Genomic DNA, 22,918 nt, shown 5'->3' with positions numbered 1-22,918 from the left:
GGTCCAACTCCGGCCGGGCACCACGGCATTCCCGATGCGTCCGCCCTGACGTCTCGGGGCGTCACCGGGTCCAGCGGTACTCGTACTCCGGCCGCCCCGGACCGCTGTGCCGGACGTCCTTGTCCGCCTGACCCGCATCGACGAGGTGCTCCAGGTACCGACGCGCCGTGACCCTCGACGTGCCCGTGGTCGACGCGACCTCGGTGGCGGAGACCCCGCCGCCGGCCTGCACCAGCACCTCGCGGACGGCCTGCAGCGTCTCGCGGGCAATGCCCTTCGCGAGCTCCGGCTGTCCCGCCGGTCGCAGTGAGCCGAGGCGCTCGTCGATGTCGGCCTGGGTCAGGGTGCGGCGGTCGTCGAACCCGAGGCGGAACGCACGGTACGTGGTGAGCCGTTCGGCGAAGGTCCGGTAGCTGAAGGGCTTGACGAGGTACTGCACGACCCCGAGCGCGATGGCGTTCCGGACGCCTCGGGCGTCGTGCGCTGCCGTGACCGCGATCACGTCCACCGCCGACCCGGCTGCGCGGAGGGCACGGACCAGCTGCAGACCGTGGGCGTCGGGCAGGTTGAAGTCGAGCAGCACGAGGTCCGGTGCGTGTGCTGCCACGGCGGCGAGCGCCTCGCGTCCGTCGGCTGCCGTCGCCACGACGACGAACCCGTCCAGCCGACCGACGTACGCGGCGTGCGCCTCGGCGGTGAGGGGCTCGTCCTCGACGACGAGGACGCGGATCGGATCGGTCACACCCGGGCTCCCCGCGGCGCGAGCTCGATCGTGAAGGTACTGCCGCCGGAGCCGGTGTCGACGGCGACCGAACCGCCGAGGCGAGCGACCGTCGACCGCACCAGGTCCAGCCCGAAGCCACGTCCCTCCGGGCCGGCCGCCTTCGTCGACCACCCGCGCCGGTACGCGGACTCGACGTCCAGGATCCCGGACCCGTTGTCCGCGACGACCACGCGGGTCGTGCCGTCGGTGGTCTCGACGGTCACCCGGACGAGCGGTCGCCGGACGGTGTCCTGCTCGTCGGCACCGCCGGGGCCGCACGTCTCGGAGACCGCGTCGATGGCGTTGTCGACGAGGTTCCCGAGCACGGTGACGACGTCCCGTTGGTCCACCGGCACCCGGTCGGCGAGGCGCCCGGTGTCGACGACGATGTCGACGCCGCGCTCGCGTGCCTGTGCCTGCTTGCCACGCAGCAGGGCGACGACGACCTCGCGCGGGGAACCCGACGGGTCGGAGTCCGCAGTGTGGGCGTCCACGACAGCCGCCGCGGTCGGGTCCGCTGACCGCTCGATCTCGTCCGACGCGAACCGGATCGCCTCGTCCACCCGGCCGAGCTCCATCAGCGCGACCACGGCATGCATGCGGTTCGCGAACTCGTGCGTCTGCGACCGGAGCGCGTCGGTGAGGGTCCGGGTCGCCGCGAGCTCCCCGGACAGGTGCAGCAGCTCGGTCTGGTCCCGGATCGTCGTGACCGTGCCGAGCGGCTTCGTCGACGTCCGCGCGAACGCCAGCTCCTGGTTGACGATCAGGACCCGGTCGGCGGTCTCGTGGACCTCGTCGACGGCACGGTCACCCGACCGCAGCAGCGCGCGCAGCCCGTCCCGCACGTCGAGCGCGTCGACGGGGATCGGCTCCTGGTGGTCGTTGGGTGCCGGCAGGTGCAGGAGTTCGGCGGCACGGTCGTTGTGCAGCACGATCCTCCCGGAACGGTCCACCACGACGAGACCCTCGTGCACGGAGTGCAGCACCCCGGAGTACGACGCGAACACGCGGGCGAGCTCCTCGGGTCCGCGTCCCGCCGTGACCCGGTCGAGGTAGCGGCTGAGCAGCCACGTGAAGAGCGCCGACACCGCCACGACCACGGCGGCCAGCCCGATGACGCCCACGAGTCGTGGGACGAGCGCGTCCGTGATGTTCGCGACCGTCACGCCCGCGGCGACGAGCCCGACGACCCGCCCGTCGTCGTCGGTGATCGGCGTCACCGCTCGGACGGACGGGCCGAGCGTGCCGGACGAGGTCTCGGTGAAGGTCCCGCCCGCGAGGGCAGGAGCGGTCGTGCCGAGGAACGGTCGGCCGATCTCCGACGGGTCGGGGTGCGTGAACCGGGTGCGGTCCGGAGCCATGATCGTGATGAAGTCGGTGTGCGTCCGGCGCATCAGGTCGAGCGCGTACGGTTCGAGCTCGCGCGACGGATCCGGACCGGTCACCTGGTCGACGACGAACGGGTTGCGGGCCACGGACACCGCGACCGCGGTGGACTTCTCCGCCGCGCTGGACTCGAGGTCGGCCCGGGCGGACCGCCAGCTCCAGAGCCCGCCGACCGCGACGCCGACGACGACGAACAGCAGCTGCAGCGCGAAGAGCCGCCGTGCGATGCTCCATCGTCTCGGTGCCACTGCTCGACCCTCCTCGCGTCGTTGCGGGAGCACCATTCTGACGCACGGGACGGGATCCCGCTGCGGCGCCGTGAACGCTATGAACGCAAATCCCCCGATCGTCCCGACGTGCACGAGTGTGGGGCCGTGCTCCCCAGCACGAGCCGACCGGAGCGATGGTGCCCCGGTCCTGACGACAAGGAAGTCTCATGGCCTCACTGCGCACGTCCCAGCCCCGCACGTCGCGGCGCCGCGGCATCGACCGCTCCCACTGGCTCTACATCGCCGTCGTCGTGGCCGTCCTCGCCGGCGTCGTCGTCGGGCTCACCGCGCCCGACTTCGCCGTCGGGCTGAAGCCGATCGGCGACGGGTTCATCGCCCTGATCCGGATGATGATCGCGCCGGTCATCTTCTGCACGATCGTCCTCGGCGTCGGCTCGATCGCGAAGGCGGCGACGGTCGGCAAGGTCGGGGGCCTGGCGCTCGGCTACTTCATCGCGATGTCCACGTTCGCGCTCGCGATCGGCCTGGTCGTCGGCAACCTCATCCACCCCGGCGACCACCTGGACCTGTCGAACGCCACCTACGAGCCGCCTGCGTCGACGTCGGCCACGGAGGACGCCTCCTCCACGAGCGGGTTCCTGCTCAGCATCATCCCGGCGACACTCGTGTCCTCGCTCACCAGCGGCAGCATCCTGCAGACCCTGTTCGTCGCCCTGCTCGTCGGCTTCGCCCTGCAGGCGATGGGGTCGAAGGGCACCCCCGTCCTCACCGGCATCCGGCACATCCAGGCGCTCGTGTTCCGGGTGCTCGCGATGATCATGTGGGTCGCCCCGGTCGGTGCCTTCGGCGCGATCGCCGCGGTGGTCGGCGCGACCGGCGTCTCGGCGCTCGTCGCCCTCGGCACGCTCATGGTCGCCTTCTACATCACGTGCGCGGTGTTCATCGTCGGGGTGCTCGGCACCCTGCTGCGGATCGTCACCGGCATCAACATCTTCCGCGTCATGAAGTACCTCGGCCGGGAGTACCTGCTCATCGTGTCGACGTCGTCCAGCGAGGTCAGCCTGCCCCGCCTGATCGCGAAGATGGAGCACCTCGGCGTCTCCAAGCCCGTCGTCGGCGTGACGGTCCCGACCGGGTACTCGTTCAACCTCGACGGCACCGCCATCTACCTGACGATGTCCTCGTTGTTCATCGCGAACGCACTCGGCACCCCGCTCGACATCCCGGAGCAGATCTCGCTCCTGGTCTTCATGATCATCGCGTCGAAGGGCGCCGCGGGAGTCACCGGCGCCGGCCTGGCCACGCTCGCCGGTGGACTGCAGGCGCACCGTCCGGACCTCGTCAACGGCGTCGGCCTGATCGTCGGCATCGACCGGTTCATGTCCGAGGCACGTGCCCTGACGAACTTCACCGGCAACGCCGTGGCGACCCTGCTCGTCGGCACCTGGACCCGTGAGGTCGACAAGGACCAGGTCGAGCGGGTCCTCTCCGGGGCCGCGCCGTTCGACGAGCGCACGATGTCGGCGGACGACCACGGCGCCGCCCCCGTCACGACCGCGGGCACCGGGGACGAACGGATCTCCACCGAGGCCGTCCGCACGATCGTCGGAGCCGACGAGGACCGAGCGGCCCGCGCCGAACGCCGATGACGGACCGACCTGGACGCCGACGAACTTGCGCACGGCGGGGTCCAGGTCGACCACACCCCGCCCCCACTTCCCTTCCCATCCCCACGAGGAGATCGCCGATGATCACCAACCCCACCCGGACGCCGGGCTCCCCCAACGTCGTCCCCGGATCCCCCCGCGTCGCGCTCGAGTCCTGGGTCGCCCGCGTCGCGGCGCTCACGGAGCCGGACCGCATCGAGTGGTGCGACGGCTCGCCCGGTGAACGGGACCGCCTGACCGCGATGCTCGTCGCCGAGGGCAAGCTCATCCCGCTCGATCCCGAACGGCGCCCCGGTAGCTTCCTCGCCCGGTCCGACCCCGACGACGTCGCGCGGGTCGAGGGACGGACGTTCACCTGCTCCGCCGATGCCGAGGACGCCGGTCCGACGAACCTCTGGCGCGACCCGGACGCGATGCGTGCCGAGCTCGACGGGGTGTTCGCCGGGAGCATGCGCGGTCGGACGATGTACGTCGTGCCGTTCTCGATGGGGCCGGTGGACGGTCCGATCTCGCAGGTCGGCGTCGAGCTCACCGACTCCGCCTACGTCGTGCTGAGCATGGCGGTCATGACCCGGCTCGGTGACCGGGTGCTCCGCACGATCGACGCCGGCACGCCGTGGGTCGCGACGGTCCACAGCGTCGGGCACCCGCTACGGGACGACGACGGCGTGCTCCACGACGACGTCGCCTGGCCGTGCAACGAGACGAAGTACATCGTGCAGTTCCCCGAGACCCGCGAGGTGTGGTCGTACGGCTCCGGCTACGGCGGGAACGCCTTGCTCGCCAAGAAGTGCTTCGCGCTCCGGATCGCGTCGGTGATGGGCCGCGACGACGGCTGGCTCGCCGAGCACATGCTGCTGATCCGGGTCACCTCGCCCGAGGGCCGCGCGTTCCACCTCGCGGCGGCGTTCCCGTCGGCCTGCGGCAAGACGAACCTGGCGATGCTCCAGCCGACGCTGCCCGGGTGGAAGGTCGAGACGATCGGCGACGACATCGCCTGGCTCCGGCCCGGTGCCGACGGCCGGTTGCACGCGATCAACCCCGAGACGGGCCTGTTCGGGGTGGCCCCGGGCACCGGCAGGAGGACCAACCCGGTCGCCGTCGACACGATCCGCTCGAACACGATCTTCACGAACGTCGCGCTCACGGACGACGGCGACGTGTGGTGGGAGGGACTCACGCCTGACCCGCCCGCCCACCTGGTCGACTGGACGGGAGCGGACTGGACGCCGGACCTCGGCACGCCGGCCGCGCACCCGAACGGCCGGTTCACCGTGGCGCTCGACCAGTGCCCCTCGCTCGCCGACGACGCCGACCAGAGCGTCCCCATCGACGCGGTCCTCTTCGGCGGGCGACGCTCCTCGAACGTGCCGCTCGTCGCGCAGGCCCCGACGTGGACGGACGGAGTCTTCATGGGGGCGACGATCTCGTCGGAGCAGACGGCCGCCGCCGAGGGCACGATCGGCACGCTGCGCCGCGACCCGTTCGCGATGCTGCCGTTCTGCGGCTACAACATGGCGGACCATTGGACGCACTGGCTCGACATCGGCGCGCAGCTCGGTGCAGACGCCCCGGCGGTCTTCCAGGTGAACTGGTTCCGAACCGACGACCACGGCGCGTTCCTCTGGCCCGGGTTCGGCGAGAACACCCGCGTGCTCGAGTGGATCGTCCGGCGCATCGAGGACCGCGTCGACCGCCGGGAGTCCGCGATCGGGTGGCTGCCGGCCGTCGGTGACCTCGACGTCGCGGGCCTCGGCCTCGAGCCGTCGCAGCTGGACGGGCTCTTCGCCGTCGACCCGGAGTCGTGGCTCGCGGAGTGCGACCTCACCGAGGAGTTCCTGCGGACGTTCGACGGTCGGGCGCCGGCGGTGTTCGACACCCTCTTGGCGACCCGACGCGCTGCGCTGCGAGCGGAGCTCGACGCTGCGGTCGAGCCCGCCCCCACGGTCGAGCCCGCCCCCGCGGTCGTCGCCAGCGGAGCCCTCCGGTGACCCCGACGTCCGCGGCCGAACGCCTCGCCCTCCAACGCGCCTGGACGGACCAGCTCGCCGCCGCCGAGGCGATGGTCCCGCTGATCGGCCGCCTCCACCGCCGCGACGACGTCGTGACGAGCGTCCACGGCAACCCACTCGTCGGGCAGTCCCCGGTCGCGGTCCTCAAGGCGCACCGAGCGACCCGCCGCATCGACGAGACCGAGGTCGGCGTCCACGAGACCCTCGCGATCCTGGTCGAGCTCGACACCCTCGGCCTCGGTTCGGCCTCGGTGGACCTCGCCGAGCTCGCCGTCCGTTTCCGGGCCGACCGCATCGGGACCGCGCTCCGTGACTTCCTCCAGGACGAACTCTTCCTCGCTCGCGGCACCGCGGCGCGAGGCAGCGACACGGTGCCGCACCCCGCACCCCGCGACGTCGTCCTCTACGGCTTCGGTCGGATCGGCCGGATGATGGCCCGCATCCTCCTGGAGCGCGCGGGCGAGCACGCCCCGCTCACGCTCCGCGCCGTCGTGGTCAAGCGCCGCGGACCCGACGACCTGCGCAAACGTGCCAGCCTGCTGCGCCGAGACTCGATCCACGGCCCCTTCGCCGGCAGCATCACGGTCGCCCCAGAGCACGACACCCTGCTCGCGAACGGCACGTCGATCCAGTTCCTCTCCGCGGACTCCCCGTCCGAGGTCGACTACCGCGCGTACGGCATCGACGACGCGATCATCGTCGACACCACGGGTCGATGGCGGGACGCTGACGGTCTCGCCCAGCACCTGCGCGCCCCGGGGGCGTCCCGCGTGCTGCTCACTGCGCCGGGGAGCGGGGACCTGCCGAACGTCGTGCACGGCATCAACCACGACGCGGTCGCGGACGCACCGATCGTCAGCGCGGCGTCCTGCACGACCAACGCGATCGTCCCCGTCCTCCGAGCCGTGTCCGATCGGTACGGCGTCCGGCACGGGCACGTCGAGACCGTCCACTCCGCGACGAACGACCAGAACCTCGTGGACAACTACCACCCGGCTGAGCGGCGTGGCAGAGCGGCGCCGCTCAACCTCGTCATCACCGCGACCGGCGCGGCGCGGGCAGCCGAGAAGGCACTGCCGGAGCTGCGCGGGCGGTTGACCGGCAACGCCGTCCGGGTGCCGACACCGAACGTCTCGCTGGCGATCCTGCACCTCACACTGGACCGACCGACCACCCGCGACGAGGTCAACGAGCTGCTCCGCCAGGCCTCGCTGACGTCACCGCTGCGACGGCAGATCGACTACGTCGAGTCGCCGGAGATCGTCTCGACGGACATCCTCGGCAGCCGTCGGGCAGGGGTGGTCGACGGCCTCGCGACCATCGCGGACGGGTCCGAGCACGTCGTGCTCTACGTCTGGTACGACAACGAGTCCGGGTACAGCCGGCAGGTGTTCCGGGTCCTGCAGGAGATGACCGGCGGTCGAGCGGTGTCCCTCCCCGCGTCAGCCGAGCGGCTCGCCCTGCGCAGCCTGCGCTGATCCAGGAGGCGCGGTGCGGCCGGGTGCACCGGCGTCGGTCACCGCGGCGCGACGGGCCACGTGTGCGGTACCGAGCGCCGCGCTGAGGAACACGACCGCGAGGACCGCCCACCCCGGGGTGCCGAGGTCGATGGCGGTGACGGTGACCACCGTCGGGGCGACCATCGCGCCGATCGCGAACCCGGTGCCGTACACGCCCTGGTACGCCCCGACCCGGTCGGCCGGCGCCAGCTCGAAGCTCAGCGCCCAACCCGCGGCGCTCGAGGTGATCTCGGCGAGCGAGTGCGCGATCGCCGCGACGACGAGGATCCCGGCGGCGAACACGATCGGCACCCAGTCATCGCCGCGCACCCACCCGGCCGCTGCCCACAGCCCGCACGCGAGCGCCATCAGCCACCCCGCGTACCGCATCACCCGCGCAGCGCCTCCGACCGTGTCCGTCCCGCGACTCATCCGGACCTGCAGGAGCACGACCGCGAGCGTGTTCACGAGGAGCAGGGGGGACACGAGGACGTCCGGTGCCACGGTGTGCTGCACGACCCACAGCGGCACCGCGACCTCGAACAACCCGAACTGGATACCGAAGACCCCGGTGAGGACGGTGATCGTCAGGAACTGCACGTCACGGTAGGGGCTGCGGCCCTCGGGGTTCCGCACGACGACGGTGCCCGTGTCGGTGCGCTCGGCGGGCGCGGCGTCGACCCGCGCGGCGGGCAGGCCGAGCACGAGGACGGCCGACGCCAGGAAGAGGACGCCCGCGGCGACCATCGTCACCCGGTACGCCTCGCCCGTGCCGACGGCCAGCGGGATCGCCGCGACCGCGGTGCCGAGTCCGATGCCGACGTTCGTGACGGTCCGCATCGTGGCGCGGACCCGGACCCGCTCCTCCCCCGGGAACGCCCGACCGACCGCGGCCGAGCGGACCGAGCCGCCGCCCTGCTGTGCCAGCGTCACGACCGATGCCGTCAGGACGAGCGTCGGGAGGTCGTGGACGAGCACGTACCCGACGAGCGCGAGTCCCTGCACGACGTGCAGCCAGGCGAGCATCCGGCGCGAGCTGAACCGGTCCGCGAGGTGCCCGAACACCAGGGAGCTCGCGACGCCGACGGCTCCCGCGATCGTCAGTCCGAGCCCGACGACGACCGGGGCGATCCCGACGATGGTGGTGAGGTACAGCGTCGTCAGCGTGAAGAACGCACCGCGCCCGAGCGTGTCCACGAACGTGACGACGAGCAGCCGTCGGAGGGCCCGGTCGTCCCGGACGAGCGTGCTGAGCGGGACGCGTGGTGCGGTGGTGCCGTGCATGTCCCAGTTCTCGCACCGATGCGGCGGCCGGGACAACGGATGTAGCGTGGAGCTTCATGATCCGGTACCGACTCGAGCCGAGCGACGTCTCGGCGATCCGCTTCGGCATCTCGCCCCTCTCCGAGCTCGGTCTCGGGCTCCGGGCGTTCCGGGCGCCCGAGCGGTACCCGCTGCAGCAGCCCTGGCTCGACCGGATCGCTGCCGTCCGTCCCCTGCTCGACGACGAGGTCCTGCTCGGACTCGTGGACGAGCGCCGGTGGGTGGCCGACTTCGTCAACCCGCGACCCGCATCGCCGCTGACGTCGATCGACGAGGAGCTCCGGGCGCTCGGTCGGCTCCCCCGCGCGCGGATGCTCGCCGACCTGGAACGCGTGCACGGTACGGTCCCGCGGGTGTTCACCGGCCGGTACGAGAGCGTCGTCGAGCGGCTCCAGCACGCGCTCTCGACCGCGTGGGAGCTCTGCTTCGCACCGCACTGGGCACGGATGCGTGCGGTGCTGCAGGCGGACGTCAGCCACCGGGCGCGGATCGCGTCGCACGAGGGGATCGGCGCGGTCCTCGCCGGCTTGTCGGAAGCGGTCACGTACGACGGCACGCACCTCGACGTGCGGCTGACGAGCTCGGTCGCCCGCGATCGACCGATCGACGGTGAGGGACTGACCCTCGTGCCGTCGATGTTCGTCGTCCGCGCCTCGCTCCCGATCGACGACGAGCTGCCGCCGACCGTGATGTACCCCGCCCGCGGACAGGGTGCGATGTGGTCGACGTCGGACCACCCGGACGCGGGTTCGGTCCGGGACCTCCTGGGGGCGACCCGCGCGGCGCTGCTCGACGCGCTCGGGGAACCGGCGTCGTCGACCGACCTCGCGCTGCGGTTCGGGGTGTCGACCTCGGCGGTCAACCAGCACCTGCGCGTGATGGAGCGGGGCGGCCTGCTGAACCGGTCGCGGTACGGGCGGGCCGTGCTCTACTACCGGAGTGCCGTGGGAGATGCCCTGACCCGGACCTGACCGGCGGCACCGGGTCAGCGGTCGAACAGCCCGCCGAGGAAGTCGTTGCCGAGGTTCGACGCCTGCTCACCGAGCCCACCGAGGAGCTGCTCGCCCTCGCCCGCGAGTCCCTCGACACCACCGCCGAGGTCCCCGAGTCCGAGGTCGCCGATCCCGGCGGCGATGCCCTCGAAGTCGACGCCGAGGTTCGCTGCCTCGGCCAGCACCGGCCCCGCGGCCGCGCTGAGCACCGCGCCACCGGCGACCGCTGCGCCCAGACCGCCGAGCGCCATCGCACCGGCGCCGACCGCTGCCCCGCCGGCGAACGCTCCACCGCGGCCGCGCCCCGCCGATCCGCCGCCGCCCAGGACGCGTCGGACGAGTCCGGGCCGAGCGACCTCACCGCGGGTCATCGCGCGGGCCATCCCACCGGCGGAGTCGTCGCGGAGGTGCTCGTGCGGCGGCAGCTCGGAGTTCAGACGGTTGCGGATCTGCTGGCGCTGCGCGGGGGTGAGCCGGGCGAAGGCGTCGTGGTGGACCTGCTCGAGCTGCTCCGGCGGCGCGGTCCGCAGCAGGTAGTCGTACTTGGCGATCGCGACCTGATCGGAGTCGGCCGACCCGTGCTGCCGCTGGCCGTGCTGCTGCTGCCCGTACGGCTGCTGCTGCCCGTGCTGGGCCTGCTGGTTCCGGTCGTCCCCGGTCAGCTTGTCGGCCGCGCTCCGGACGATGTCGCGCCAGTCCGTCCCGCCCTGCTGCTGCCCGGCGCCGGCCGCGGGTCCCGCCTGCCCGCGCTTCTGGAGCTGCTTGTCGATGACCTTGCCGGCCATGCCGATGATGCGGTTGAGGTTCGCCATGCCCCAACCTTTGTGATCGCACATGTGAGCGCTCAGGAACGCCCCGGTGGATCGGCCGGAGATGTCATCCGAAGCCCCTGGGAGCGCTGACCCCCGGTCAGGTCAGGATGCGCGCGAGGAACGCGTTCCGGAACCGCCCGGTCGGGTCGAGGTCACGGGCGAGCGCGGCGAAGTCGGACAGCCGCGGGTACACCTCGTGCAGCCGCTCGGCACTCGCCGCCGACACCTTCCCCCAGTGCGGGCGGGCGTCGAACGGCGCGAGGACGTCCTCGATCCGCTCCACCGCGGCTGCCACCGCGCTCACGTCCCGCCGGAACGTGAAGTGGATGCCGACCGACTGCCGCTCCGAGGACGGCGCGAGCCACGCGGTGTCGGCGGCGATCGTCCGGACCTCGGCCGCGATGAGGATCGGCGCGAACAGCGACTCCAGGGGTCGGAGTGCCTGCAGAGCGTCGACCGCGGAACCGGACGGCAGCAGGTACTCCGCCTGGATCTCCGCCCCGGTCGACGGCGTGAACGAGGACCGGAAGTGCGGGAGCCGCTCGGACCACGGCCCCGGAACGCCGCCCTGCTCGGTGACGCCGGCGGGGTCGTTCTCTCCCGGGTGCACCGGACCGTCGGCGGGACGGGCGCCGAGCGCGACGAGGTCGACGGCCGGTGCCGGTTCGCCCACGCGGTGCTTGACCCAGACCTGCCGGGCCCCGCGGTCGTCGAACGAGGTGAACAGCGACACCGAGTACGCGTCCGACACGACCTCGTCGAAGTGCGCGGCGACGGCGTCCCACGGCAGGTCGAGGTGCACGGTCGTGGCGACCTGGAAGGTGGGCTCGATCGCGAGCTCGACCGCGGTGACGACGCCGAGCGCGCCGAGCGCCACCCGGTGTGCGTCGAGGGCACCGTCCGGCGTCGACGCATCGACGAACGCCAGGTCTCCGGAAGCGCGGACGACCTCGAGGCCGACCACGGCCTGCGCGAGCGACGGGTTGCGCACGCCGGAGCCGTGCGTGCCGGTGGCGACCGCTCCGGCGGTGGAGATGTGCGGCAGGGAGGCGAGGTTCGCGAGTGCCCAGCCCCGCGCCTCCAGGCCCGCGGCCACCTGGCTGTGGATCATGCCGGCGGCGACGCGCACGACCCGGCGGTCCTCGTCGATGTCGAGCACCGGCGGCAGGTCCGCCAGCGACACCTGGAGCGCGTCGGTGTCGGCGATCGTGTTGAACGAGTGCCGTGACCCGAGCGCCGTCAGGCGCGGCGTCGACGCGACGAGCTGCTGCAGCTCGTCGACCGACGTCGGGCGCGCCAGGCCGGACGCCCGGTAGGTGACGTTGCCCGCCCAGTTCGTCCGCGTCGTCGCGCTCACGGTCACGAGCCTAGAACCCCCGGTCGAGACGGTGCCACGTCTGCTGGAGGCGCAGCTCGTCGCGGAACCCGCGCTCGGTGGTGTGCTCGTCGATGACGAGGAACTCCGTGCCGACCATGGTCGCGAAGTCCTCGACCACCTGCAGGCCGACGGCCGACGTCATGACGGTGTGGTGGGCGGCGCCGGCGGTGAGCCAGGCCTCGGCGGCGACGGGGAACGACGGGCGCGGCTCCCAGACGGCGCGACCGACGGGCAGCTTCGGCAACGCCGCGGTCGGCGGGACGACGTCCACGACGTTCGCCGTGAGGCGGAAGCCGTCGCGGGTGTCGGAGAGCGCGACCACGACGGCCTCGCCGGCGTCGGCGGTGAAGACCAGGCGCACCGGGTCGTCCTTGCCGCCGATGCCGAGCGGGTGGATCTCGAGCGTCGGCTTCGTGGTGGTGAGGGTCGGCGAGACCTCGAGCATGTGCGCGCCGAGGATCTTCTCGGCACCCGGCGTGAGGTCGTACGTGTAGTCCTCCATGAGCGACGCGCCACCGGGGAGGCCGGCGCCGGCGACGTTCATCGCACGGACGAGGACGGCGGTCTTCCAGTCGCCCTCGGCACCGAAGCCGTACCCGTCGGCCATCAGTCGCTGCACGGCGAGGCCGGGCAGCTGCTTGAGCGTGCCGAGGTCCTCGAAGTTGGTGGTGAAGGCGGCGGACCCGTTCTGCGCGAGCAGGGTGCGGAGCCCGATCTCGATCGCGGCGCCGTCGCGGAGGGACTGGTGGCGGTCACCGCCGTCACGGAGCGACGGGTCGACGTCGTAGTCCTGCTGGTAGGTCGCGACGAGCGCATCGACCGCTGCCGTGTCGGCTTCCGCCGAGGCGACCGCCTCGGCCAGCTCGTTGACGGCCCAGGTGTTCACCTGCACGCCGAGCTCGATCTCCGCCTCGGTCTTGTCGCCCTCGGTGACCGCGACGTACCGCATGTTGTCGCCGAACCGGGTGAGCTTGAGCTCCCGCACGGCCGCGGCACCGGCGGCGGCGCGGGTCCAGTTCGCGACCCGCTGCTGGACGCGGGGGTCCGAGACGTGCCCGACGGCCGTGGCGTGCCGGACGCCGAGGCGCGCCAGGGCGTACCCGAACTCCCGGTCACCGTGCGCCGCCTGGTTGAGGTTCATGAAGTCGAAGTCGATGTCCGCCCACGGCAGCGTGACGTTCGCCTGGGTGTGCAGGTGCAGCAGCGGCTTCGTGAGCGCCTGCAGGCCACCGATCCACATCTTCGCGGGGCTGAACGTGTGCATCCACGTCGTCACACCGATGACCCTGTCGTCCGCGCTGGCCTCGATGAGGGCGCGCCGGATGCCGTCGGCGTCCTTCAGCACGGGCTTCCAGACGAGCTTCACCGGCACGTGCGGCGCCAGCGTCTCGTGCACGTGCTTGCTCTGCGACTCCACCTGGCGCAGGGTCTCCTCGCCGTACAGCCCCTGGGACCCGGTGAGGAACCAGACCTCGTACCCCGCCAACGTCTCGGCGGGGTCGACGACGTGCGTCGCTGTGTCGTGGGTCACTGGAGTGCTCCTTCGGGGGTCTGTCCGTAGACGTTCTGGTAGCGATCGAAGAGTCGGTCGATGTCTGCTTCGGCGATCGGGACGACGTCCCCGCCCTGCTTCGCGATGTGCACGGTCCGGGCGACGTCCTCGCACATCACGGCGGCCTTCACGGCGTCCTTCGCGTCGCGACCGATCGTGAAGACGCCGTGGTTCTGCATGAGCACGGCACGGGAGCGGTGGCCGGCGAGGGTCTCGACGATGCCGTGTCCGATCGAGTCGTCGCCGATGATCGCGAACGGCCCGACCGGGATCGGTCCGCCGAACTCGTCCGCCATCGCGGTGATGACGCACGGGATGGGCTCCGCCCGTGCCGCCCACGCCGTCGCGTACGTCGAGTGGGTGTGCACGACGCCGCCGACCTCCGGCATGTTCCGGTAGACGTAGGCGTGCGCGGCGGTGTCGGAGCTCGGCCCGTGGCTGTTCTCCCAGCCGTCGGCCGGCACCCCGTCGAGCGTGCAGACGACCTGGTTCGCGGGGGTCAGGTCGTCGCTGGACACGCCGCTCGGCTTGATGACGAAGAGGTCCGTGCCCGGCACCCGCTCGGAGACGTTGCCGCCGGTCCAGATCACGAGGCCGTAGCGGACGAGTTCGCCGTGCAGCCGGGCGACGCGTTCGCGGGTGGCGGCGACGGCCTGCTGGGTGTCGGTGGTCATCGGGTCGGCTCCTTCTCGGCCTGGAGGCGCGGCTCGCCTGCCGACGTCGGCTCGGCTCCGGGGGTGGTCGCGCTGGCGGCGGCGCTGGCGCTGGTGTCGGTGCTTGCGGGAGTCGCTCCGGGGCGGGTCGCGGCGGCGGCGACGTCCTGGACGGGCAGGGCCCGCCGGTAGCGCTCGAGGTACGTCTGGAACCCGTCGACGTCGGCCGGCTCGGGCTCGGCCACGTGCACGGCGTCGCCGGCGAACACCGTGTCGGCGAGGAAGTCCGCCAGGTGCTGGTCGGTGTGCTCGAGGTAGGCGGCGAGCACCGCGATCCCCCACGCACCGCCCTCACCCGCGGTCTCCTCGAGCGCGACGGGCACGCGGAGGGCGGCTGCGAGCAGGCGTTGCGGCGCGCCGGGCGTCCGGAAGAGCCCGCCGTGGGCCGTCATCCGGTCGACCTGGACCTCCTCGCCGTGCAGGACGTCCATGCCGATCGCGAGGGTGGCGAAGGCGCCGTGCACCTCGGAGCGCACGAGGTTGCCGAGCGTGAAGCGTGCGTCCGGGGTCCGGAGCAGCAGGGGTCGGCCGTCCTCGACGTGCGTGACGGGCTCCCCCGCGAGGTAGTTGAAGGAGAGCAGGCCGCCGGCGTCGGGGTCCGCGTGCTCGGCTTCGGCCAGCAACGTCGCGTAGACGGTGTCCATGTCCGGTGCCGTGCTGCCGGTGCGCTCGCTCGCGGCCTCGGCGAACCGGCCGAACACGCGCGCCCAGCTCGCGATCTCGCTCGCACCGTTGTTGCAGTGCACCATCGCCACGGCGTCCCCGGAGGGCGTGGTGACGACGTCGAGCTCCTCGTGCGGGGTCGCGAGCGGGTGCTCCAGCACGACCATCGCGAAGATGCTCGTGCCGACGCTGACGTTGCCCGTGCGCGGTGCGACGGCGTTCGTCGCGACCATGCCCGTGCCGGCGTCGCCCTCGGGCGGGCAGAGGGGAACGCCGGGGAGCAGGGTGCCGGACGGGTCGAGCCACGCGGCGCCCTCGGGGGTGAGGGCTCCCGCGTCGTCCCCGGCGACGAGCACCTCGGGCAGGAGCGCCCGGAGGTCCCCGACCCCGATCAGGTCCTCGGCCGTCCGGAGCATCGCGCCGTCGTAGTCGCGCGTGCCGGGGTCGCCCGGACCGCTGTCCGCCGGGGTGCTGTCGATCGGGAAGACACCGCTCGCATCGCCGACGCCGAGGACGTCCCGCCCCGTGAGCCGTCGGTGCACGTACCCGGCGAGGGTCGTGACGCTCGCGAGGCCGGCGACGTGCGGCTCGTCGTCGAGGACGGCCTGGTACAGGTGCGCGATGGACCAGCGCAGCGGGATGTTGAACCCGAGGGCGTCGCTGAGCCGTTCGGCGGCGGGGCCGGTCGAGGTGTTGCGCCAGGTGCGGAACGGCACGAGCAGCTCGCCCGCGGCGTCGAACGCGAGGTAACCGTGCATCATCGCGCTCACGCCGGCGGCGCGGAAGGTCGTCGGGGTGACGCCGTACTGGGCCTCGACGTCGGCCACGAGGGCGGCGTACGCGGCGCGGAGTCCGGTCTCGACGGCCTCGAGGGAGTACGTCCAGCGCCCGTCGACGAACTCGTTCTCCCATTCGTGGGCACCCGCGGCGATGGGGACGAGGTCCTCGTCCACGAGGCACGCCTTGATGCGGGTGGAGCCGAGCTCGATCCCGAGCGTGGTGCGGCCGTCCACGACCTGCTGCCTGCGGTCGTCGCCCATGCGTTCCTCCAGAACCTCGTCGTCCTCCGTGAGCGCTCACATCCTGGCACGTGAGCGCTCACTCCCGCAACGCCGCCACGCCCGCGCGCGCCCAGGTCGCACGAACCGCCGCTTGCCGCCGCCCCGCCCGGCACTTCGTGCGACCTGGACAGCTCGACCACGGCGAGTCGTACGACCTCAGCACGCGGACCCGGGCGCCGGCCTGCGTTCGGCGAGGTCGCACGAACTGCCGCCCGCCGCCGCCCCGAACGGCAGGACGCGCGACCTGACCGAGCGGACCACGGCGAGTCGTGCAACCTCGGCCCGCCCGCCCGCCCGCCGACTGGCGCGCCGCGCGGGGCCCTACGCGCCGACGGTGCTCTCGCGGACGACCAGGGCCGGGGTCACGGTCGCGGACGCCGCAGCGCCCCCGTCGATGAGGTCGAGCAGCGCCCGACCAGCCACGCGCCCGAGCTCCTCGAGGCGCAGGTCCACCGTGGTCAGCGGCGGCCGGCTCGCGAGCGCCATCACGTCCCAGTCGTCGAACCCGGCGACCGCGACGTCGTCCGGCACGGACAGCCCGAGCTCGCGCAGTCGATCACACACGCCCCGCGCGATCTGGTCGCTCCCGCAGACGATCGCGTCCACGCCGAGGGCACCCGACCCAGACGCCGCCTCGACCCCGGTCCCGGTCCCCGCCGACGCGAGCCCCACGCCCCGCGCCAGCACGTCCACCGCCTGCCGCCCCCACCGCTCCGACCACTCGCCGTACAGCGGTTCGGCCACGAGGCTCGCGCCGAGCACCTCGGTGGCCCCGTACACACGCCGGACCGCCGACCGGTGCCGCTCGGGCCCCGTGACGATCGCCACCCGCCGTCGCCCGGTCGACAGCACGTGCGCGGCGACGGCCGCCGATCCGGCGGCGTCGTCGAGCGTGACCGACACGTCGTCCGGGTCGGTCGAGGGCGTGAACGCGTACACGACCGGGATCGACACGTCGATCGGCGGCCGGGCGTCGGCGGAACGGCCAGTCACGATGATGCCGTCGACCCCGCGGGCGGCGAGCGAGCGGAGGTAGTGGGCCTCGCGGACGTGGTCGTCGCGGGTGTCGCACAGCAGCACGGCCATCTGCCCGGCGGAGAGGGCGTCCTCAGCGCCGAGCAGCACCGGGATCGAGAACCGCCCGAACGAGTCCGTCGTGATCATGCCCACCGTGTAGGTCCGCCCCGAGGAGAGCGCGCGGGCCCGGGCATCGCCGACGAACCCGAGCTTCTCGGCGGCGTCCTTCACCCGGGCGCGCGTCGACTCCCGGAGCTGCCCGGTGCCGTTCAGTGCCTTCGAGGCGGTGCCGATCGACACGCCGGCGAGCGCCGCCACGTCGGTGATCCGCACGGTCCGCCCAGCGCGCTCCAGTGTCACGGCAAACCCCTTTCCGGATGCGGGAAACTGACCATGACTATACGCAGGATGTGAGAAGACGCTCTTGCGCGCCTCTAGATCGTGTCGTAACGTCCTCCGCAGAAACCGTTTTCCGGAACCATCACGGGACCGGACCCGGCCTGAGTCACATCGCAAGGAGGCGACATGACCACCACGCTCGCGACCGACAGCCGCGCGCACACCGCGACCCCGGTCCTCCCGACCGCGGACGCGCACCTGACGCTCCGTCCGCTGCCCACGGGCGACGCCCGGATCACCGGCGGCTTCTGGGCCCTCCGACAGGAGCGGAACGGCCGCGACGCGGTCCGCGGCGGGTACGCCCTGCTCGAGACGGCCGGGAACTTCCGGAACCTCCGCATCGCCGCCGGCCTCGAGGAGGGCGACGCGACCGGCCCGATCTTCATGGACTCCGACGTCACGAAGTGGCTCGAGGCCGTGGCGTGGGAGTACGGGCGGGCCCCCGCCGACGACCTGCTGGAACTCCAGCGCGAGGTCACCGCCCTGTACGCCCAGGCGCAGGCCGACGACGGCTACCTCGACTCGGTGCAGCAGATCCGCGGGAAGGGCGAGCGGTACACGGACCTCAAGTGGAGCCACGAGATGTACTGCGCCGGACACCTGTACCAGGCAGCCGTCGCACAGCACCGGGCGACGGGCGACACCGGGCTGCTCGACGTCGCGATCAAGAGCGCGGACCACCTCGTCCGCACGTTCGGCGACGGCCCCGGCAAGGTCCGCGACATCGACGGCCACCCGGTGGTCGAGATGGGGCTCGTCGAGCTCTACCGTGAGACCGGCAACCGCGACTACCTCGACCTCGCGCACTGGTTCGTCGACGCCAGGGGCACCGGCATCATCGAGCGCGCCGGCGGCGAGCCGACGTACTTCTCCGACCGGGTCCCGAGCCGGCAGGCGACGACCGTCGAGGGCCACGCGGTCCGCGCCGTGTACCTCGCGGCCGGCGCCGTGGACGTCGCGATCGAGACCGGCGACACCGAGCTCCTGACCGCGAGCGAGACGCAGTTCGCGGACATGATGGCCACGAAGGCGTTCATCACCGGCGGCCTCGGTGCGCGCTGGGACTGGGAGGCGTTCGGCGACCCGTACGAGCTCCCGACCGACCGCGGGTACGCCGAGACCTGTGCGGCCATCGGCGGGATCCAGTGGGCCTGGCGCCTGCTCCTCGCCACCGGGAAGCCCGTGTACGCCGACGCGATCGAGCGCCTGCTGTACAACGCGTTCCTCGCGGGCGTGAGCCTCGCCGGCACCGAGTACTTCTACGTCAACCCGCTGCAGCAGCGTGACCACGCGCACCGGGACGAGAACCGCTCCCCCGCGCACGGCCGCCGCGGCTGGTTCGACTGCGCCTGCTGCCCGCCGAACATCATGCGGACGTTCGCGAGCCTCGACGGCTACCTCGCGACGGCGACCGACGGCGGCCTCCAACTGCACCAGTACGCCACGGCGACGCTCGGCCCGGTCGACGTCGAGACCGGGTACCCGCACGACGGCCGCGTGGTCGTCACCGTCACCGAGGACGGTCCGCTCGCCCTCGGCCTCCGGATCCCGTCGTGGTCGGACACCACGACGGTGCAGGGGCCGGACGGCACGGCCAGCCCTGCCGCGGGCACGATGCACGTCATCGACCGCGAGTGGACGGCCGGCGACACCGTCGAGCTCGTCTTCGACACGACGCCGCACCGGTACGTCGCCGACGCCCGGATCGACGCCGCACGCGGGCAGGTCGCCATCGAGCGCGGACCGCTCGTGTACGCGGTCGAGCAGGCGGACCAGCAGGGCTTCACGGTCGACGACCTGACGGTCGACGCCGACGGGCCGATCACCGAGGATCGCCAGGACGGGCTCCTCGACGGCGTCGTCACGCTGCGCGTCGCCGGACACGCCCCGGCCGAGCACGCGCAGGCAGCGTGGCCGTACCGCCGACTGGACGGTCCAGGAGGAACGGATCACGCAGGTGCGGAGACCAGCGTCGACGACGCGGCCGGGTCCACGGCGGCCGCCACGCGCCTCCAGGACGTCACCGCCACCGCGGTCCCGTACTACGCCTGGGCGAACCGCGGAGCCGCGCCGATGCGCGTCTGGCTCCCGCTGGCGCGGTGACACGATGGACCGCAGAGCGTTCCTCGCCGGCGGTCTCGCCGGCGGGGCGGCCCTCGCCCTGGCGGGGTGCTCCGGCACCCTGCCGAAGGTCGACGCGCGCGTCGCGAGCTTCGGCCGGAACGCGACCGGCACCGTGCACGTCTGGTGCCGGTCCGCGACGCAGGCCGGACTGACGGCGGCCGTCGCCGGGTTCAACAAGGCGAACCCGAAGCTGCAGGTCGAGCTGACGCCCGTGCCGGACGGACAGTACGTGACGAAGCTCGCGACCGCGATCCGTGGTGGTGAGCCGCCGGACGTCGTGGACATCGACGACATCAACTCGCAGCTGTTCATCTTCCGCGAAGCGTTCGCCGACCTCACCGACGTCGTGAAGGGGCTCGACTACTTCGACGCGATCTCGCCCGGCCACCTCCGGCTGCTCGAGTACCGCGACCGGTACTACGGGCTGCCGTACCTGGCGGACAACTCGCAGTTGTTCGTCAACACCGAGCTGTTCGACCGGGCCGGCCTCGACGTCGAGGACGCGACGAAGGACCTCGACTCGCTGCTCGCCGCCGCGAAGGCGATCCGGAAGACCGGCGACGACGTGTACGGGTGGTCGATCTCGGGCAACGCCGCGGGCATCATCGGGTTCGTCACGCAGCCGCACGTCTGGGCCACCGGCGTCGACATGATGTCCGGCGAGGTCGGCAAGCAGACGGCGAACATCACCGGCAACGAGGCGCTCGAACGCATGCTCGAGTTCTACCGGCAGCTGTGGAAGGACGGCGTGCTGTCGAAGGCGACCTACGCGGACGCCGGCACCACGTGGGGCGCCGACTTCCGTGCGGGCAAGGTCGGCATCTTCCCGACCTCGTACGGAGCGACCGTGCCCGCCGCGACGAAGGCGATGCGGGCGAAGATGCGGACGGTGCTCATCCCGTCGTGGGACGGCAAGCGGTCGTTCTTCGACGGCGGCGACAACATGTGCATCCCGAACGGGGCGGCGAACCCGTCCGGGGGCTGGGCGTTCATGCAGTACGCGAACGGTCTGCAGCAACAGCAGGCGCTGCCGGACGGCGGGTACTTCCCGACCCGTTCCGACGCCGCGACGCCCGCGTACCGGAAGAAGTACCCGCTCGCCTTCGGTCCGCTCGACGCGATCGAGAAGGGGTACGCGCCGCAGACGCTCGCGTACAACCTGCTCGTCAACCAGCCCTCGTCGCCGTACTTCGCGATGTTCCGCGAGGCGGTGTTCGGCTCGGGGGCCGCTGCGGCCATGAAGACGGCACAGTCGGACTACACCCGCATCCTCGACCAGGTCCAGGCCTGAGCGACCGTTCGCTCGTTCGCTCGTTCGCTCGTTCGCTCGTTGCACAGAGAGGTGCAGACATGACCACCGTCTCCAACCGACGGACCGGCGTCGGCCGTCCGACCGTCGGCCGTGGCGTCAGCCGCCCGGGTCCGTCCCGGAACTCGCTCACGCACCCGCCGCGCACCGGCGCCGTGCTCGTCACCCCGGCGATCGTGTTCGTCGCGGTGTTCGTCCTCGCGCCGCTGGTGTTCGCGCTCTACATCTCGTTCACGAACTGGCCCCTGATCGGCCCGTACCGGTTCATCGGGCTGCAGAACTACCTGACGCTGTTCCAGGACCCGACGTTCGTGCACGCCATCGGGTACACGCTGCTCTACACGGCGATCGTGACGGTGCCGATCCTGGCGCTCGGGTACTTCCTCGCCGTGCTCATCCGGGCCCGACGGCGCGGGTCGACGTTCCTGCGCACGGTGTTCTTCCTGCCGTACGTCGTCGGGCTGACCACGCTGTCGTTCATGCTCGTGCTCGAGGCACAACCGAACTCCGGCGCGGTGAACATGGTGCTGCGCTGGCTCGGGATCACCGACGGCAGCACGGCGTGGCTCGTGAACGGCCCGCTCGCGACGCTGCTCATCTGCGTGCTCGTCGTCTGGGCGGTGTCCGGGCTGACGATGGTGCTCGTGATGTCCGCCATGCAGGGCATCCCCGACGAGGTGTACGAGTCCGCCCAGCTCGAAGGGGCCTCGTGGTGGCAGACCGAACGCCTCATCACGATGCCGATGATCCGCTCCACGCTCGCCCTCAGCGCGATCATCTCGGTCATCGGGTCACTGCTCGCGTTCAACCAGTTCTACATCCTGACCCAGGGCGGGCCGGGCACGGAGACCACGACGATCGTCAACGCGATCTACAACCGCGGCTTCGTGAACCTGCAGCTCGGTGCGGCGACCGCCGAGTCGATCGCCCTCGTCGTCGTCATCGCCGCCGTCACCGTGTTCCAGTTCTGGGCACTGCGAGAGAAGGACTGAGCCATGAGCACCACCGCTTCCCGTGCGGGCCTCGCGGCCCCGGACCTGTCCACACGCACGCTCACCACCTCCGGCGACGGAGGCCGCCGTCGCCGCCACCAGGGCAGCGTGCGCCACCCGCGCGACACCGCGGTGAAGCGCACGCTGTACGTCATCGCCGGGGTCGGTGCGACGCTCGTGTTCGGCGTCCCGCTCATCTGGTCGATCCTGCGGGCCTTCCAGTCCGAGGCCGTCATCACGCAGGCGGCCGACCCGGCGACGTTCTTCCAGCTCGGGTGGCAGAACTTCGCCGCGGTGTTCAGCCCCTCGTCGCACCTGCTCACCGGCGTGGTGAACTCGCTCGTCGTGTCGATCGCCACGGCCGTCCTGACCGCCGTGATCGCGACGATGGCCGGGTACGGGTTCGCCCGGTTCCGGTTCCGCGGTTCCGGCGTCGTCTTCGGGCTGGTGCTGCTGACGATGATGGTGCCGTTCCAGGCGATCCTCACGCCGCTGTACCTCGAGATGAACGCGATGAAGCTCACGAACTCGCTGCTCGGGCTCGTGCTCTTCTACACGACGGTGAACCTGCCGTTCGGGGTGTTCGTGATGCGGAACGCGTTCGAGTCGATCCCGACGGAGCTCGAGGACTCGGCGTTCGTCGACGGCGCCTCGCGCTTCCGGGTCGTCGTGTCGGTGCTGCGGCCGCTGCTGCTGCCCGGTGCCGCGACGGCCGCGCTCTACGCGTTCCTGGCGTCGTGGACGGAGTTCCTCGGGGCGCTCACCTTCCTCACGAAGGACTCGCTCTACACGCTGCCCGTCGCCCTGCTCAACCTGCAGACCGGGGCGTACGGGCAGGTGTCGTACGGGAACCTCGTGGCCGGGTCGGTCGTGGCGATGATCCCGTGCATCGCGCTGTACGTCGGGCTGCAGCGGTTCTACGTCGCCGGGCTGTCGTCCGGCGCGCTGAAGGGCTGACGGTCGGGTCAGCCGGGCGGCGCCGTCCTCGCACCGTGCGGGGGCGGCGCGCCGCGCGCGGGGGCGGCC

The 22,918-nt window shown here is 72.1% G+C and carries 17 protein-coding genes; 8 read left to right on the top strand and 9 right to left on the bottom strand.

The window, feature by feature from the left end; all coding sequences use genetic code 11:
• Positions 1-61: 61 nt before the first annotated feature.
• Positions 62-742 (bottom strand): response regulator, encoded by a 681-nt coding sequence (locus tag J2X60_RS01215; RefSeq protein ID WP_309780189.1) that lies wholly within the window; start codon positions 740-742, stop codon positions 62-64.
• On the bottom strand, positions 739-2,397 hold the full coding sequence (locus J2X60_RS01210; protein WP_309886262.1) for an ATP-binding protein: 1,659 nt from the start codon (positions 2,395-2,397) through the stop codon (positions 739-741). The genes J2X60_RS01215 and J2X60_RS01210 overlap by 4 nt, the downstream gene beginning before the upstream one ends.
• Before the next feature lie 188 nt (positions 2,398-2,585).
• Between J2X60_RS01210 and J2X60_RS01205 the strand changes: the two genes are divergently transcribed.
• The 3 genes from J2X60_RS01205 to J2X60_RS01195 all read left to right on the top strand — a co-directional run bounded on the left by J2X60_RS01205 (position 2,586) and on the right by J2X60_RS01195 (position 7,536).
• On the top strand, positions 2,586-4,028 hold the full coding sequence (locus J2X60_RS01205) for a cation:dicarboxylate symporter family transporter (RefSeq protein WP_309886261.1): 1,443 nt from the start codon (positions 2,586-2,588) through the stop codon (positions 4,026-4,028).
• A gap of 98 nt (positions 4,029-4,126) precedes the next feature.
• Positions 4,127-6,037, top strand: a complete 1,911-nt coding sequence (locus J2X60_RS01200) for a phosphoenolpyruvate carboxykinase (GTP) (protein WP_309780193.1) — start codon at positions 4,127-4,129, stop codon at positions 6,035-6,037.
• On the top strand, positions 6,034-7,536 hold the full coding sequence (locus tag J2X60_RS01195; protein WP_309886260.1) for a glyceraldehyde-3-phosphate dehydrogenase: 1,503 nt from the start codon (positions 6,034-6,036) through the stop codon (positions 7,534-7,536). The genes J2X60_RS01200 and J2X60_RS01195 overlap by 4 nt, the downstream gene beginning before the upstream one ends.
• On the opposite strand, the gene J2X60_RS01190 is transcribed toward J2X60_RS01195, so the two are convergent.
• The gene (locus J2X60_RS01190; RefSeq protein WP_309886259.1) at positions 7,501-8,841 is read right to left on the bottom strand and encodes an MFS transporter; all 1,341 of its coding nucleotides are present in this window, start codon (positions 8,839-8,841) and stop codon (positions 7,501-7,503) included. The two genes, J2X60_RS01195 and J2X60_RS01190, sit on opposite strands and share 36 nt — an antisense overlap.
• A gap of 56 nt (positions 8,842-8,897) precedes the next feature.
• On the opposite strand from J2X60_RS01190, the gene J2X60_RS01185 reads away from it, so the two are divergent.
• Positions 8,898-9,851 carry a DUF5937 family protein gene (locus tag J2X60_RS01185; RefSeq protein ID WP_309886258.1) on the top strand — a complete coding sequence of 318 codons (954 nt, stop codon included), beginning with the start codon at positions 8,898-8,900 and terminating at the stop codon, positions 9,849-9,851.
• Between the two features lie 14 nt (positions 9,852-9,865).
• Here J2X60_RS01185 and J2X60_RS01180 read toward each other — a convergent pair whose 3' ends face one another.
• The 6 genes from J2X60_RS01180 to J2X60_RS01155 form a co-directional block, all read right to left on the bottom strand.
• Positions 9,866-10,684 carry a hypothetical protein gene (locus tag J2X60_RS01180; protein WP_309886257.1) on the bottom strand — a complete coding sequence of 273 codons (819 nt, stop codon included), beginning with the start codon at positions 10,682-10,684 and terminating at the stop codon, positions 9,866-9,868.
• A gap of 97 nt (positions 10,685-10,781) precedes the next feature.
• A complete protein-coding gene (locus J2X60_RS01175) occupies positions 10,782-12,041 on the bottom strand; it encodes a D-arabinono-1,4-lactone oxidase (protein ID WP_309886256.1) in 1,260 nt (419 codons plus the stop codon).
• A 10-nt stretch (positions 12,042-12,051) separates the two neighbouring features.
• A complete protein-coding gene (gene araA / locus J2X60_RS01170) occupies positions 12,052-13,593 on the bottom strand; it encodes an L-arabinose isomerase (RefSeq protein ID WP_309886255.1) in 1,542 nt (513 codons plus the stop codon).
• Entirely contained in the window at positions 13,590-14,288 is a 699-nt protein-coding gene (locus tag J2X60_RS01165) for an L-ribulose-5-phosphate 4-epimerase (RefSeq protein WP_309780199.1), read from the bottom strand. The genes araA and J2X60_RS01165 overlap by 4 nt, the downstream gene beginning before the upstream one ends.
• Complete coding sequence (locus J2X60_RS01160) at positions 14,285-16,030, bottom strand: FGGY-family carbohydrate kinase (RefSeq protein WP_309886254.1); 1,746 nt, start codon at positions 16,028-16,030, stop codon at positions 14,285-14,287. The genes J2X60_RS01165 and J2X60_RS01160 overlap by 4 nt, the downstream gene beginning before the upstream one ends.
• A 342-nt stretch (positions 16,031-16,372) precedes the next feature.
• Positions 16,373-17,428 carry a LacI family DNA-binding transcriptional regulator gene (locus tag J2X60_RS01155; protein ID WP_309886253.1) on the bottom strand — a complete coding sequence of 352 codons (1,056 nt, stop codon included), beginning with the start codon at positions 17,426-17,428 and terminating at the stop codon, positions 16,373-16,375.
• A gap of 165 nt (positions 17,429-17,593) precedes the next feature.
• Between J2X60_RS01155 and J2X60_RS01150 the strand changes: the two genes are divergently transcribed.
• From J2X60_RS01150 to J2X60_RS01135, 4 genes are read left to right on the top strand one after another with little or no spacing between them, the layout of a single operon-like run.
• Entirely contained in the window at positions 17,594-19,570 is a 1,977-nt protein-coding gene (locus J2X60_RS01150) for a beta-L-arabinofuranosidase domain-containing protein (protein WP_309886252.1), read from the top strand.
• Between the two features lie 4 nt (positions 19,571-19,574).
• Positions 19,575-20,882, top strand: coding sequence for a sugar ABC transporter substrate-binding protein (locus J2X60_RS01145; RefSeq protein WP_309886251.1), 1,308 nt, complete (start codon positions 19,575-19,577; stop codon positions 20,880-20,882).
• A 59-nt stretch (positions 20,883-20,941) separates the two neighbouring features.
• Positions 20,942-21,892: a sugar ABC transporter permease gene (locus tag J2X60_RS01140; RefSeq protein WP_309886250.1), complete on the top strand. Its 951-nt coding sequence runs from the start codon at positions 20,942-20,944 to the stop codon at positions 21,890-21,892.
• A 3-nt stretch (positions 21,893-21,895) separates the two neighbouring features.
• A complete protein-coding gene (locus J2X60_RS01135) occupies positions 21,896-22,849 on the top strand; it encodes a carbohydrate ABC transporter permease (RefSeq protein ID WP_071295577.1) in 954 nt (317 codons plus the stop codon).
• Positions 22,850-22,918: the final 69 nt, after the last annotated feature.

It is taken from the genome of Curtobacterium sp. 320 (assembly GCF_031455235.1).
Taxonomy (GTDB): domain Bacteria; phylum Actinomycetota; class Actinomycetes; order Actinomycetales; family Microbacteriaceae; genus Curtobacterium.
Note: the sequence above shows the minus strand (reverse complement) of the source record. Positions and strands in the feature narration are given on the sequence as shown.

What these genes read in the sequence shown, in the direction of transcription:
- J2X60_RS01205 (WP_309886261.1), top strand. Translation starts at nt 2,586, where the DNA reads ATGGCCTCACTGCGCACGTCCCAGCCCCGCACGTCGCGGCGCCGCGGC.
- J2X60_RS01200 (WP_309780193.1), top strand. Translation starts at nt 4,127, where the DNA reads ATGATCACCAACCCCACCCGGACGCCGGGCTCCCCCAACGTCGTCCCC.
- J2X60_RS01190 (WP_309886259.1), bottom strand. Translation starts at nt 8,841, where the DNA reads ATGCACGGCACCACCGCACCACGCGTCCCGCTCAGCACGCTCGTCCGG.
- J2X60_RS01185 (WP_309886258.1), top strand. Translation starts at nt 8,898, where the DNA reads ATGATCCGGTACCGACTCGAGCCGAGCGACGTCTCGGCGATCCGCTTC.
- J2X60_RS01180 (WP_309886257.1), bottom strand. Translation starts at nt 10,684, where the DNA reads ATGGCGAACCTCAACCGCATCATCGGCATGGCCGGCAAGGTCATCGAC.
- J2X60_RS01165 (WP_309780199.1), bottom strand. Translation starts at nt 14,288, where the DNA reads ATGACCACCGACACCCAGCAGGCCGTCGCCGCCACCCGCGAACGCGTC.
- J2X60_RS01160 (WP_309886254.1), bottom strand. Translation starts at nt 16,030, where the DNA reads ATGGGCGACGACCGCAGGCAGCAGGTCGTGGACGGCCGCACCACGCTC.
- J2X60_RS01150 (WP_309886252.1), top strand. Translation starts at nt 17,594, where the DNA reads ATGACCACCACGCTCGCGACCGACAGCCGCGCGCACACCGCGACCCCG.
- J2X60_RS01145 (WP_309886251.1), top strand. Translation starts at nt 19,575, where the DNA reads ATGGACCGCAGAGCGTTCCTCGCCGGCGGTCTCGCCGGCGGGGCGGCC.
- J2X60_RS01140 (WP_309886250.1), top strand. Translation starts at nt 20,942, where the DNA reads ATGACCACCGTCTCCAACCGACGGACCGGCGTCGGCCGTCCGACCGTC.
- J2X60_RS01135 (WP_071295577.1), top strand. Translation starts at nt 21,896, where the DNA reads ATGAGCACCACCGCTTCCCGTGCGGGCCTCGCGGCCCCGGACCTGTCC.